The sequence below is a fragment of the Phaeodactylibacter sp. genome (assembly GCF_022763345.1).
Classification (GTDB): Bacteria; Bacteroidota; Bacteroidia; order Chitinophagales; family Saprospiraceae; genus Phaeodactylibacter.
Map to the genome: position 1 here is coordinate 1 of NZ_JALEGS010000035.1, position 12,007 is coordinate 12,007.

Here is a 12,007-nt window from a genome sequence, read left to right on the forward strand (position 1 = left end):
GCAAAGCGCAAGTTTGGCAGGGGCTAGCCCCTGCCAAACTTGATTGGAACTACTATTTTACAATTATAGACTGTCTTAAGAAGCATAAGTCTACAGGGGGAGCCTTTATTACACCGAACGTCACATCGTTGATTTCACTGAAAGGGGAAAAGGTGGCTGGCGAAGCACTCGGTATCCAAAAATCTACAGATAGCCTTGGTCAGGTAATAGGCCCAATTATCGGTAGTTGGCTACTGACTTTGAATACATTCTTACCTTATTTACTAACAGGGATAATGGTGCTCTTAGTTGCCGGATACCTTCTCATCAGCAAAAAAATCATGATTCTATATGGAAGCAATTAATAAGGGGAAAAGCTTCGGAGAAAAATACACTCTTTTGATTCATCTGTTGTTTGGTGTTGTCATATTTTATTTTTTGGTCCACCCGCTAACGATGGTTATTTATTGGTTTGAAATGAACGACAAACCATTTACCACCCGTCAATTTTTGGAAATCGCTCCTGACAGGATGATGGATTCTTTTTCCTTTCAGATGACGGGCATGGCTATGGCCTTCGTATTGATTGGGGCATTAGTCGGCCTGGGTTCGGGGCTGTACTACCGAAATTTATTGCAGCAAGCAGCAAAACTGAGAAGGCAGGATAAACAACTTAAGGGGAGCCTTTTATCAATTATTAAAGAAGGGGAAAGTGATCAAGTAGAATTTAAATCTTCTTTGAGATTTGATTACCACCAAAACGCTATCAATAAATCCCTCGAGGGGGTAATAATAAAAACTATTGCCGGATTTATGAACACAAGCGGTGGAACACTACTCATCGGGCTGGATGACTCTGGGAATATTCTTGGTCTTGAACAAGACTATCAATCACTAAAAAAGAAAAACCGAGATGGCTTTGAGCTACAACTGTATCAGCTGATCACTAATGATATCGGCATTGAGTTTTGTACTCTTGTTGAAATTGATTTTTATGACTTGGATGAAAAAGATGTCTGCGTGCTACGAATAAAGGCAGCAATATCACCGGCTTATGTACATAGTAAAAACAAAACGTCCTTTTATATCCGAACCGGCAATTCCACTAAACCCTTAACAATTCAGGAAGCAGTGAAATACATAAATGCTCGGTGAGGAAAAAATTAATTGTAGACAAGAGCAACTCTACCTACCAAACAAGCTCTCAGTAAGCAACGGTCTGATTCAACCCGGAAATATATATATATAACTCCACTTATAGCTTAGCAAGATTTAATAAACATTGCCTAAAAAACCGCAAGTACTCCTGTCAAAAGATGTCTAACTTCATAACAGCAAATTAACCATCAACTAACCATCGCTGAATTATGAAAAACGACAAGAAATTTTTAATGCAATTTCTCTTTTTCCCCTTTCTGTTGCTTTGTATGAGTTTAACTACATCCAATGTATACGGGCAGGAAGAATGGACAGCACCTTCTTTAGCAGATAATTTTCAGAATCCTGTAGCAGGAGATGCCAATGCTGCAAATTTAGGACGAAGCCTTTTCAAACAGATGTGTGCTATTTGTCATGGAGATAGAGGTAAAGGAGATGGTCTGGCCGGAATGAATCTAAATCCAAGGCCATCAAACCTGCAAAGTACTGCGGTACAAGAACAAAGTGATGGCGCAATTTATTGGAAAATTACAAAGGGCAGGGCTCCAATGGCAGCATACCAGGAAACGCTTACAGAAAGGCAACGCTGGCAGTTGGTGAATTATATACGACAACTCTAATTGTTCAAGTTCAACCACTTTATATATGAAATATCAATTAAACATATTCACGTTGGCACTCGCCTTATTCATTTGCAATGTAGCCCTTGCCCAAGACGATCAAAATACGCAGCAAGGATATAGCCTTACAGATCAGCAAAGTGCAGCTATTGATTATCTTAAACCAGGAAAAAGTCGATTCTTACTGAGGGGTTATGCTCATTCAGGGCTAGAAATGACCAGCGAGGAGACCTCTTTCGTAGGGGGTGCCTTTAATCCTCTTTTTGTTTTTAGGCAGTCGGATCGATTGCTTTTTGAAGGTGAATTGGAGATCGAATTAGAAGGTGGCGAGACTCATTTGGGCCTAGAGTACGCAAACATGTCCTATCTGTTATCTGATGCCGTCACAGTAAGAGCAGGAAAGTTTTTACTTCCATTTGGCACCTATGTGCCGAATCTTCACCCGGCATGGATTAACAAATTCCCTACTAATCCCCTTGGTGCAGGTCATGACGGAATACTTCCTTCCGCTGACATTGGAATTGAACTTCGTGGAGCTTCTTATTTAGGAAATATCAAAACTAACTATTCGATCTATGCTGTTAATGGACCACAACTCAATGATGGAAGCGTAGAAGCCGAAGAAGGTGGCGTACTCCATTACGATATTGCACCTGACAATAATAAAGGTAAGTCTTTTGGAGGGCGAATAGGTTTTTTCCCAATGAATAATTCTGCCTTAGAAGTGGGGATTTCCGGCCTATATGGCAAAGTTGGAAACAAAGAAGGTGATTACGAAGATATTGCTGCCTTCCTCTACGCATTTGACATGTCTTATGTCCAAAGACTTTCGTCACTGCGAAGTGTAGTAGACATCAAGGCTCAATATGCAGCCGCAAACGTGGACGAGGCAGCATTTCCAGAAGAGGACGATCCAAGCGAGTTACATTCATTTGACAACTCAAGTTCTACATGGTTTGCCCAGTTATCCATCCGGCCCGCCTTTGTCAGTAGTAAGCTTGTACAAAACTTAGAGCTGGCAACACGATACTCTTCAATCGAAACCCCGGAAGGAGCCCCTTGGGAAGCCAATCAACAACAATGGGAAGTTGGCTTAAACTATTGGTTTGACTGGAGAACGCTAGTAAAGGTTTCCTATAGAACGGTTAGCGGCGAGGCAGGCGGACATAGTGAAAATGAGGAAGGTGGTAGCGAGGATTCATTTTTTATTCACTGGGCAATAGGTTTTTAATAACTCCATCAACAGAAGTACTACCATGAAAAGATCATTAATGATAACCGGACTCTTCTTATTAGCATTAGTCGCCATTGCAACGAATGCCTGTACTACCACAAATAGCTTAGCTGATACCAAGTCAGGAGCGCAACTTTGGGGTGAAAACTGTCTGCGATGCCATAATAGCCCGTCTCCCGAAACATTCAGCGACGCAGAATGGGATGTTGCCGTAATGCATATGCAAGTACGAGCAAATTTAACAACTACGGAAGCAACGAAAATCGCTGACTTTCTCAAGACAGCAAATTAGTAGAAGTTGTCAGGGGGCCTAAGGGATAGAATATACTAGCAGTGTTATTGAATATCCAGGGCCCCGTTTTCGCGTGGTACGCTCATAATTACCCTTGCTTATCTATTGTTTATTCTGAATTCGATAAAATGAAAAGACTACTTCATTTCTTAGTTCCTGTTTTTGTTTTAGTTATCTCATCTCTATCCGGATTTTCTCAAACAACAGGAATATATCTGACTTTTGAAGATTTCAGCAATGAATTCATCTCTCATGAGTTCTCTTGTAATGAAAAAGGGAGTAGAATCTCTCTTGGCAATCTAAAAAGGGATTGGATCAAGGTAAAATCCCCCAAAGGTAAATTCCGATATAAAAAGTCAGAAACCTATGGATATCTCGATTGTAATGGCCAACAATTCCGTTTCTTCGAAAACCAGCTATATCAGATTAGTGAAGTTGGCCACCTTATTGTTTATCAATTAGGAGACTCCGATACAAGCTTAGGAGAAGAACTCAATAGTTTTGCAACATTTCACTTCAGCCTTAACCTAAGTGGCCCAATACTACCTCTTAATCTGGATAATCTTAAACAGGCCTACCCGGAGAACCACCAATTTCATGATTTACTAGACGCAAACTTTAGCGGCGGGCAAGCAATATTTTCCTTTGACGAATTTCATAATACTTATAAAGTGAATAGGATACTTGGTGAGTGCTCCAACCATTAATCCTGTTTTAATCCACATCAAAGTAATATTTGAAGGGCATTACAGTATCTTTTAGCTAGCAGCGTGGATCACTATTGAGTGGTCCGCGCTTTATTTTTGGAATTACTGTACCTAAACAAAAAGCTGCAAATTTCTCTCAAAAAAGTATAACAGCTTCATCTTCCATTACCCTGATCTTTGCACTATAAAAGATAGAAATATGAGTGCAGAGGTTATCATGGAAAATAAAAATGATAGAAAGCAGTCTACTAAAGACCGTTTTCCCGTCACGGGGATGAGTTGTGCATCTTGCTCAGCCAGTGTGGAGTCTATCCTGAATCAACTACCGGGAGTACATGAAGCCTCGGTCAATTTCGCCAATACTACAGCAACAGTAGAATTTGACAATTCTCTTATCAGTGAACAAGAGCTACAGGCGGCACTACAAGCGGTAGGTTATGACCTGATCTTAGGTGATAATGATTCCAACGCATTAGAAGAGCAGGAGGATCGGGCTACACAATCCTATCAGAAAGCGTTGCGTAAAACGATCTGGGCCGCTGTACTAACACTTCCGGTTTTTATCCTTGGTATGTTTTATATGCACTGGGTTCCAGGTAGATGGATTTCACTGCCTCTCAGTGCGATAGTGCTATTCTGGTTTGGGCGTGATTTCTTTATTGGTGCGTATCGGCAAGCTAAATTCGGTAAGGCTAACATGGACACACTGGTAGCCTTGAGCACAGGGATAGCGTTCTTCTTTAGCTTATTCAACACTTTTTTTCCTGATTTTTTTACTTCCCGAGGCTTTGAGAGCCACGTTTACTACGAAGCGGCCACCGTTATAATAACCTTCATTTCGCTAGGCAAGTTATTGGAAGAGCGAGCAAAATCGAATACTTCTTCTGCTATTAAAAAATTGATTGGATTACAGCCAAAGACCATGCGAATCGTCGAGGACGGTATAGAAATGACTATTCCAATCGAACAAGTCAAGCAAGGACAGCGCATTGTAATCAAGCCCGGTGAAAAGATACCAGTTGACGGTAGTATTATCGCGGGAGATAGCTTCGTCGATGAAAGCATGATTACAGGCGAGCCAATCGCAGTTCACAAAACTGTTGGTGATGCATTATTTGCTGGTACTATTAACCAGAAAGGTAGCTTTCAATTTGAAGCTGAGAAAGTAGGTCAAGAGACTTTACTTGCTCAAATCATCCAAATGGTACAAGAAGCACAAGGCAGCAAAGCTCCTGTTCAGAGGCTGGTCGATAAGATTGCTGGAGTCTTCGTTCCCACGGTGATTGTGATCGCAATAATCACTTTTACGGCATGGATGATACTGGGTGGGCAAGATGCCTTTTTTCATGCATTATTAAATGCTATAGCAGTATTGGTAATCGCCTGTCCGTGTGCCCTTGGTCTTGCTACCCCTACAGCTATTATGGTAGGTATTGGGAAAGGTGCAGAGCACAATATTCTCATCAAAGATGCAGAAAGTCTGGAGTTAGGGTACAAGGTTAATGCCGTTATTCTGGATAAAACCGGAACAATTACGGAAGGACATCCAGAAGTACAGCAAACATACTGGACAAAATCGGCTACTTCATACGACAAGGGAGTATTACGCCGCATAGAAGAACAATCTGAGCACCCCTTAGCTGAAGCTATAATAAAGTATCTAGAACAAGAAGGAACCACGCCAAAAGGAGTCACTAACTTTAATAGCATTACCGGTAAAGGGGTACGAGGGACTGATGACAATGGAGTAACCTACTTCGTAGGTAATTTCACATTGGTAGAAGAGAATGATTTAGAGATCAATGCCAAAGTGAAGCAAACCTACGCGCAGTGGAGTGAAGAAGGTATGACTGTTATCTTCTTTGCCAACCAAAAAACCATACTCGGAATACTGGGTATTACCGATAAAGTAAAGCCTAGCTCGGCTAAAGCCATTGCCCAATTACAAAAGCGAGGCATAGCTGTACACATGCTAACCGGAGATAATGCTAAAACAGCCGCCGCTGTATCTGAACAGGTAGGTATTACGAAATTCCGGGCCGAAGTAATGCCTAGTGATAAGGCAGATTACGTGAAACTGCTTCAAGAAGAAGGTCATACGGTGGCCATGGTCGGTGATGGGATCAATGACTCACAAGCCCTGGCACAGGCAGATGTTAGTATCGCCATGGGTAAAGGGTCAGATATTGCTATTGACGTGGCAAAGATGACTCTGATTACATCTGATTTAATGGCTATTCCTAAAGCACTGAAACTATCGAAAAAGACTGTAATTGGGATTCGACAGAATCTATTCTGGGCCTTCATTTATAATTTAATCGGAATTCCTATTGCAGCGGGTCTACTGTACCCAATCAATGGATTTGAGCTTGACCCGATGATTGCCGGTGCGGCGATGGCACTTAGTTCCGTATCGGTAGTAGCCAACAGCTTACGTTTAAAACAAATAAAGATTTGATCGAACCATGAAAGAACTAAAATTCAAAACCAATATCAATTGTACAGGGTGTCTATCGAGAGTCACTCCTGTACTGGAAGCCAAAGAAGGCATAGCTAGCTGGCAGGTGGATTTACAGGATGATGACCGCACTTTAACGGTAGAAACAAGTGACTTAACGGCAGAAGAAGTGCAGACTACCGTTGCGGAGGCTGGTTTTAGTGCAGAGACGAAGTAGCAAGTATATATCCATTCTGACACTAGGCATTAAAGAGGAGCTACTATCAAGACAAGCTAGTACGCTCCTCTTTTTGTACAAGCTGGACACCTCTATGCTTGAGTAATTTATAAAATGTGCTTCTAGCTACACCTAAATGTTGGCAGATTTGACTTACTGAGAGGTTCCCTTCTCGGTATAAAGTCTCTGAGATGATGGCTTTGTCCTTAGCCTGTTGTGATAAACCTTTGGGTCGCCCACCCTTTCGACCACGCGCCCGAGCAGAATCTAGCCCGGCTTTGGTACGCTCACTGATAATATCCCGCTCGAATTCGGCAAGTGCCGCAAAGAGATGAAAAGTCAGCTTGCCTTGGGGAGTAGTCGTATCAATAGAATCATTGAGTGATTTCAGCCCAGCCCCTTTATCTTGTATCTCGGTCACGAGGTTGACTAGGTCTCGCAATGACCGCCCTAGCCTATCCAACTTCCAAATAATGACAATATCGTCTTTCCGAAGCTGGTCGATCATCCGGCGTAGTTCCGGCCGGTCGGATTTGGCACCGCTGGCTTTTTCCTCGAACATAATTTTGCAGCCCTCTTTTTCCAGGGCATCTTTCTGTAAAGAGAGTTTTTGGTCTTTGGTGCTTACTCTGGCGTATCCAATCTTCACAATAGTGTCTCCTAAAAGGGTTCAGTATTGGCTTTATCATACTTTGATAAAGTAGACCAGTTTTTTGTACGGCTGATGAAAAGAAAAAGTGGGAATGGAATGTGTGGGAGTGGTGTTCGAGAAAACGGTCGTTTTTGTGGACAGTTTTTTTGCACTTGACCATAATATGCCTTTATGGTATGATTATAGCGTAATACTGAAAGGTCATATTGATATGCAACATCGAAGCACATTTACCCTTGATGAGGAAGTCGCTCAATTTTTACTGACCAAAGAAAATAAGAGCGCATACATCAATACCCTTATCAGAAGAGATATTTCACAAGAATTGGAAGCAGCTATCCTCAAAGCGAATATTGAGGAAGCGGAAGATGCTCAATATTTGGAAGAACTTTCTGAGTGGGACAACACACTTAGCGATGGAGAGATTGGGTGATCCAACAATTAGAAATTCGTTGGGTAGACCTGAATCCGACCGTAGGAGCTGAGACCAGAAAAAAGAGGCCGTGCGTTATTTTGCAGTCAGATGTTGTTAATAGAAAATCACGAACCGTAATAGTTGCCCCTATTCTGCCAGATCACAAGAATTGGCCGTTCGTCGTCAATGTCGAACCATCCTCAGAAAACAAGCTCGATAAACCAAGGCATATCAACCTGAAGCAACTACGAGCGGTTGATACTTCGAGAGTAACAAACCTTCAAGGAAGGTTGGAATACCATTATTTACCAGACATCGAAGAAGCTATAAATATTGTATTTGATTTACAATAACTGTATTCTTATCAAACCATTCTACATCTAATAGGATGATTATCTTTACAGGAACTTCTTTGATGCTGACTGGCTCTATGGTGTAGACGGTCTGTTGGCAGATTACCGCTGACCATTCATAGGTGCACCCAGCTATATTGTTGGTAAGCCCTTTAAATTTTCATTCATGAAAATGCAAAGAATCAAAGAAGGGGTCTTGACTTTCCTTGCTGGCAGGCTGGCCTATGACTTCCTTCTATGGATCGTCGCTACATTCCTGTAGTAGACTCTTGGGCGAGATACAAAGTGCTGATGTACTTTGTATCCGCCCTTTCTTAGAATAGAATAAGCTGACTTTTCATCTTTGACTGAAAAACCGCCCTAAACAGGACGGAACACAAACCCATCTTCAATAAAGTATCCTTCAGCATCAAGGTCACGAGCAAAAGCAGCATAATCTATGTAAGTGCGTAAGCCTTCTGGAATCGAGTGAGCGTATAGTTCATCAAATGTTTCGGTAGCGTAGTCTAGGAATGAGTCATATTCACCAGCATAGGTATCTTCAAAGTTAGCTTTAGCTGATGCTAGGTCATCAATATTGTTGTAATAGATCGCGAAGGCTTCTCCGTGTTCAGTTAGTACTTCTACTATGCTGACGATAGTGTCCAAGCTTTCATATTCAGAGATGCGGATGCCACCGAGTTCAAAGTCGTGGATAGCGTATTCTTCGGCTACTTCATCGTACTGCTTGGAGTATGGACTGGTGCGAAGAATCTCGTTGATTTCTTCTTGAATTTCGTCGGTGTTAAGTCCTTCGACATTGATCCACTTACCGTGAAGAATACCGGCATTATAATCGGAGAGAGAGGCTACGTATATTTGATATGTATCGGTGGGAGTATTTTTCTGATGAGTCATGGTTCCTTTTCTTTGAATTGATAATTGGACATCTGCCCTTTTTGCGGAACCTGAATTCAGTGAAGGTGAGTCCTATGCCAGTCTAGAGCGGCCATTTATTGCGGCTTGTCCCAAAAAATTGCTGATCTATGTCGAAGCGTGACTTGCAGAGGGTGAGACAAGCTGTATCTTGGTGTAGCAGAAAAAGGGCCGATTGATCCAATAGCCCAAATTAGGGAACCATAGCGGCTAGAATAAAAATCATCACTGCTTACTCACATCTTGCAGAACCTATTCGTGAGATATTGGCTGCCTTTGGGGCAATGGGCTGTCTCCGCCTTAACACTGACGATTTCTCTTGCTATCAACAAATTGAAAAGCACGTTAACCCTTTATTAATAATTGGCATGTATAATGGTTTCATCAATAAATGAAATATTGCCATGAAGCCATTGAAAATTCAATATATATATCAAGATAGACATCATTTGAGGGAAGGTGAGTTTGTTGAGATTGAAGATTTCAACACTTTACAAAATGACGCTCCTTTGGGCTGGAAAAAAGATGATTCTTTTTGGCTTGTACCTGACTCTGTCGAAGAATGGGTTAGAGGTCATCACTATAATGATAATGTATCAGTGTCAGCAAGTTCTAGCAGCAGAGTAGGATACTTTGAAGTCGATGATGTATTATACTTGCAGATCGTAGACTCTGCATCCGGTGAAATAACAGGAGGTGCTAGGTTTTTAGACGCAGAGAAATTTCAGGGTAGTTTCAACGGCTCAGAAATAGAACAGGTATTCCCCAAGAACTCCCAAGGTGCACAAGCAGCAGCTCTAGAAATAGATAACAAAATTATGCTGTCAGCTGCTAGACAGCAAGTTGGGTTTATTTCCATTCAACCTACAACACCTCAAGAGGATGACCTCATAGATCGTGCCGTCGAGATAATGGGATCCAATAAAGGAGATATTTTCTGTGCAGATGTTGAAACTGTAAAAGATTTACAGAGGGGTATATCAGCGGCCGGATATGATTTAGGACCAAACTCAGAAAGCGGCACTATTGATTCATATACTCAACAGGCCATAGTTAATTTCACAATCGAATTTGGCGATGAAATATCTCAATATAGATCAACAGAGCAACCTCAAAGGCAACGCTAGTCTGCTGTATTAGAAGCAGCCGAAACTTGATCCATAGGTTTACACCCTACACTTTTCATGTACTCATCTAAATCTATCTCTTCCATTATCTCTTTTGCAAGGTCATCAACATAAGTGGTAGTGATATATTTATAAGCTTCTTCAAACCAAAAACGTGATTCTCGAAATTTTCGCTCTCTAGCTGCAAGTTTGCCAATCAAAGCCAGCAAGGTGCCATATCCAAGGAAGTCAACTTCATCCGGCGGTCTAGCAGCAAGCAGCTCATAATAGTGCTTAGCTCTTTGTATGCTTTTGGGAACTCCTCTCCCTAAAAAAAATGCTCCGGCTATTTCCAATTGGGCTTCAGCGTCTCCTAAATCAGCTTTTTCTTTAATGGGAATCAGGTCTGTATCAATTAACATTATTAATCTCTATATCTCTTATTTTTTCTTATTTTGGGCATGTTGTATTATACCATAAACTGCCTCTAATGAGCAAGGATAAACAGCCTCCTAAAGACTGGGTAGAAAGGGTTAGCGGAACAAATAAAGCACCCAATGAGGATAACAATAAAGCCCGTGGTCGTTCAATTGGTGAGATCAAATCTGCCTCTACTTCACCACCTACAGAGAAAAAGTCAGATAAACAAGAAGAGACAACACTAAAAAAGGGTAAAGAGACAGAAGGTAAAAAGTGGTCAGAAAAGATAACACCAAAGAAACCAATAAAGAAAGGAGTGGCAATAATAAAGGCAGTAGCCATTAAGACATCCCCTCCGCCTCAGAAATCCGAAGTGCAAAAAACTACCAAAACGCCTACTAAAAAGGAAGAAAGTAAACCACCAGAGAAGAAAGCGGTAAAACCCACTACTGAACCTAAGAAAGATACTTCCAAGATCAAAGGGGTAGCAAAACTGAAAGCGGCTGCACCAAAGAAGTCTCCTAAAGCCCCGAAGAAGCCACCTGTAAAAAAACCGCCCACTAAGGGCAGATAATTAATTCTATCTATCAAAACTTACTAACGTTTAATACATGGAAAATCCACCTCATCAGGTAGAACTTAAGGACGCTATAATTTTCATTTTGATCTCTGCAATTGGTGCTGTATTGGTAGGCTTTATTCTATCGTTTGGTTTCAACGCATTTACGGCAACCGACTCTTTCATTTTTCAGATTCTGCTGGCTCTAGTAGCACTAATAACAGGGTGGGTTGTAATAGGTGTATTTCTGAATTTCTTGAGTTCAAGATTTTTGATGCCAAGGTGCTTTGGCGCACGAATTATGAAATCTCATTTCGAAGAGAAAGAAGAAGAAATACCTCAAATATCAATAGTAACATATCTTGAGCGGAACGTATCTCTAATACTTATCCTTGTCGCTTTATTATTCTTTGTACTACCCCTCTGGCATGAGGCCAGTGGCTTCATTGAATATGTCTACGTAGTGTTGGCTTCGTTACTCGGATTTTCCTTTTTTTCAGGATACCGACGAATTACTTCCGATGCTTACTTAATGTCCAAAATGAATGACCCTTTATCGCTGTAATTAAAATCTTGACCTCTCGTTCATGAGTATAAGCGGCTCCACCCTATTCATGTAAAAAAAAGTGATATAGGCTAGAACTACCGAGTATATTACAGGTATGATAAGATCGGCTGTAACCCCGTTTTCGCCCCATACTTCCTGAAACTTGTTCCAGACAAAGATCAGCTGTACAATAAAGACTAGGTTGTACATTCTGAACAGATATATATGCCTAGTAAATGGAGCTGGCGGATTAAGCTTGTTCCTAGTAAGACTCAACCCTAGAATGCTCATTCCAGGTCGCATAATGATGTTTAGCATCAAAAACAAAATAGCAGTCGCTGCGATAAATCCGGTAACTATCCAAGGCAGATATTC

The 12,007-nt window shown here is 41.3% G+C and carries 15 protein-coding genes and 1 pseudogene; 13 read left to right on the forward strand and 3 right to left on the reverse strand.

Features of this window, described 5'->3' with window-relative positions; all coding sequences use genetic code 11:
• The 8 genes and pseudogenes from MRY86_RS09300 to MRY86_RS09335 form a co-directional block, all read left to right on the forward strand.
• A pseudogene (locus MRY86_RS09300) lies at positions 1-344 on the forward strand (hypothetical protein); the annotation flags it as partial.
• Positions 331-1,134, forward strand: coding sequence for an ATP-binding protein (locus tag MRY86_RS09305; RefSeq protein WP_293571293.1), 804 nt, complete (start codon positions 331-333; stop codon positions 1,132-1,134). The pseudogene MRY86_RS09300 and the gene MRY86_RS09305, both read left to right, overlap by 14 nt.
• 212 nt (positions 1,135-1,346) lie before the next feature.
• Positions 1,347-1,757, forward strand: coding sequence for a cytochrome c (locus MRY86_RS09310; protein ID WP_156825646.1), 411 nt, complete (start codon positions 1,347-1,349; stop codon positions 1,755-1,757).
• Between the two features lie 25 nt (positions 1,758-1,782).
• Positions 1,783-2,988, forward strand: coding sequence for a hypothetical protein (locus tag MRY86_RS09315; RefSeq protein WP_020534859.1), 1,206 nt, complete (start codon positions 1,783-1,785; stop codon positions 2,986-2,988).
• Between the two features lie 25 nt (positions 2,989-3,013).
• A complete protein-coding gene (locus MRY86_RS09320) occupies positions 3,014-3,283 on the forward strand; it encodes a cytochrome c (protein ID WP_156825647.1) in 270 nt (89 codons plus the stop codon).
• Positions 3,284-3,411: 128 nt separating this feature from the next.
• Positions 3,412-3,990 (forward strand): hypothetical protein, encoded by a 579-nt coding sequence (locus MRY86_RS09325; protein ID WP_020534861.1) that lies wholly within the window; start codon positions 3,412-3,414, stop codon positions 3,988-3,990.
• 199 nt (positions 3,991-4,189) lie between these two features.
• A complete protein-coding gene (locus MRY86_RS09330) occupies positions 4,190-6,448 on the forward strand; it encodes a heavy metal translocating P-type ATPase (RefSeq protein ID WP_293571302.1) in 2,259 nt (752 codons plus the stop codon).
• Between the two features lie 7 nt (positions 6,449-6,455).
• Positions 6,456-6,665, forward strand: coding sequence for a heavy-metal-associated domain-containing protein (locus MRY86_RS09335; protein ID WP_293571304.1), 210 nt, complete (start codon positions 6,456-6,458; stop codon positions 6,663-6,665).
• Positions 6,666-6,711: 46 nt separating this feature from the next.
• Here MRY86_RS09335 and MRY86_RS09340 read toward each other — a convergent pair whose 3' ends face one another.
• Entirely contained in the window at positions 6,712-7,314 is a 603-nt protein-coding gene (locus MRY86_RS09340; protein ID WP_293571305.1) for a recombinase family protein, read from the reverse strand.
• 136 nt (positions 7,315-7,450) lie between these two features.
• On the opposite strand from MRY86_RS09340, the gene MRY86_RS09345 reads away from it, so the two are divergent.
• Positions 7,451-7,750, forward strand: coding sequence for a hypothetical protein (locus MRY86_RS09345; RefSeq protein WP_293571306.1), 300 nt, complete (start codon positions 7,451-7,453; stop codon positions 7,748-7,750).
• Positions 7,747-8,085 carry a type II toxin-antitoxin system PemK/MazF family toxin gene (locus MRY86_RS27160; protein ID WP_366145561.1) on the forward strand — a complete coding sequence of 113 codons (339 nt, stop codon included), beginning with the start codon at positions 7,747-7,749 and terminating at the stop codon, positions 8,083-8,085. The genes MRY86_RS09345 and MRY86_RS27160 overlap by 4 nt, the downstream gene beginning before the upstream one ends.
• Positions 8,086-8,445: 360 nt before the next feature.
• On the opposite strand, the gene MRY86_RS09350 is transcribed toward MRY86_RS27160, so the two are convergent.
• Positions 8,446-8,982: an antirestriction protein ArdA gene (locus tag MRY86_RS09350; protein ID WP_293571308.1), complete on the reverse strand. Its 537-nt coding sequence runs from the start codon at positions 8,980-8,982 to the stop codon at positions 8,446-8,448.
• A gap of 422 nt (positions 8,983-9,404) precedes the next feature.
• Here MRY86_RS09350 and MRY86_RS09355 point away from each other — a divergent pair, with 422 nt between their 5' ends.
• On the forward strand, positions 9,405-10,127 hold the full coding sequence (locus MRY86_RS09355; protein ID WP_293571310.1) for a hypothetical protein: 723 nt from the start codon (positions 9,405-9,407) through the stop codon (positions 10,125-10,127).
• Here MRY86_RS09355 and MRY86_RS09360 read toward each other — a convergent pair.
• Positions 10,124-10,528, reverse strand: a complete 405-nt coding sequence (locus tag MRY86_RS09360) for a hypothetical protein (protein WP_293571312.1) — start codon at positions 10,526-10,528, stop codon at positions 10,124-10,126. The two genes, MRY86_RS09355 and MRY86_RS09360, sit on opposite strands and share 4 nt — an antisense overlap.
• A gap of 68 nt (positions 10,529-10,596) precedes the next feature.
• On the opposite strand from MRY86_RS09360, the gene MRY86_RS09365 reads away from it, so the two are divergent.
• Together MRY86_RS09365 and MRY86_RS09370 are read left to right on the forward strand one after the other, a co-directional pair.
• Entirely contained in the window at positions 10,597-11,100 is a 504-nt protein-coding gene (locus MRY86_RS09365) for a hypothetical protein (protein ID WP_293571314.1), read from the forward strand.
• Between the two features lie 37 nt (positions 11,101-11,137).
• Positions 11,138-11,650, forward strand: coding sequence for a hypothetical protein (locus MRY86_RS09370; protein WP_293571315.1), 513 nt, complete (start codon positions 11,138-11,140; stop codon positions 11,648-11,650).
• Positions 11,651-12,007 lie beyond the last annotated feature (357 nt).

Coding starts and splice junctions, on each gene's coding strand:
- MRY86_RS09325 (WP_020534861.1), top strand. CDS start 3,412: ATGAAAAGACTACTTCATTTCTTAGTTCCTGTTTTTGTTTTAGTTATC.
- MRY86_RS09335 (WP_293571304.1), top strand. CDS start 6,456: ATGAAAGAACTAAAATTCAAAACCAATATCAATTGTACAGGGTGTCTA.
- MRY86_RS09370 (WP_293571315.1), top strand. CDS start 11,138: ATGGAAAATCCACCTCATCAGGTAGAACTTAAGGACGCTATAATTTTC.
- MRY86_RS09310 (WP_156825646.1), top strand. CDS start 1,347: ATGAAAAACGACAAGAAATTTTTAATGCAATTTCTCTTTTTCCCCTTT.
- MRY86_RS09365 (WP_293571314.1), top strand. CDS start 10,597: ATGAGCAAGGATAAACAGCCTCCTAAAGACTGGGTAGAAAGGGTTAGC.
- MRY86_RS09350 (WP_293571308.1), bottom strand. CDS start 8,982: ATGACTCATCAGAAAAATACTCCCACCGATACATATCAAATATACGTA.
- MRY86_RS09355 (WP_293571310.1), top strand. CDS start 9,405: ATGAAGCCATTGAAAATTCAATATATATATCAAGATAGACATCATTTG.
- MRY86_RS09305 (WP_293571293.1), top strand. CDS start 331: ATGGAAGCAATTAATAAGGGGAAAAGCTTCGGAGAAAAATACACTCTT.
- MRY86_RS09315 (WP_020534859.1), top strand. CDS start 1,783: ATGAAATATCAATTAAACATATTCACGTTGGCACTCGCCTTATTCATT.
- MRY86_RS09330 (WP_293571302.1), top strand. CDS start 4,190: ATGAGTGCAGAGGTTATCATGGAAAATAAAAATGATAGAAAGCAGTCT.
- MRY86_RS09320 (WP_156825647.1), top strand. CDS start 3,014: ATGAAAAGATCATTAATGATAACCGGACTCTTCTTATTAGCATTAGTC.
- MRY86_RS09360 (WP_293571312.1), bottom strand. CDS start 10,528: ATGTTAATTGATACAGACCTGATTCCCATTAAAGAAAAAGCTGATTTA.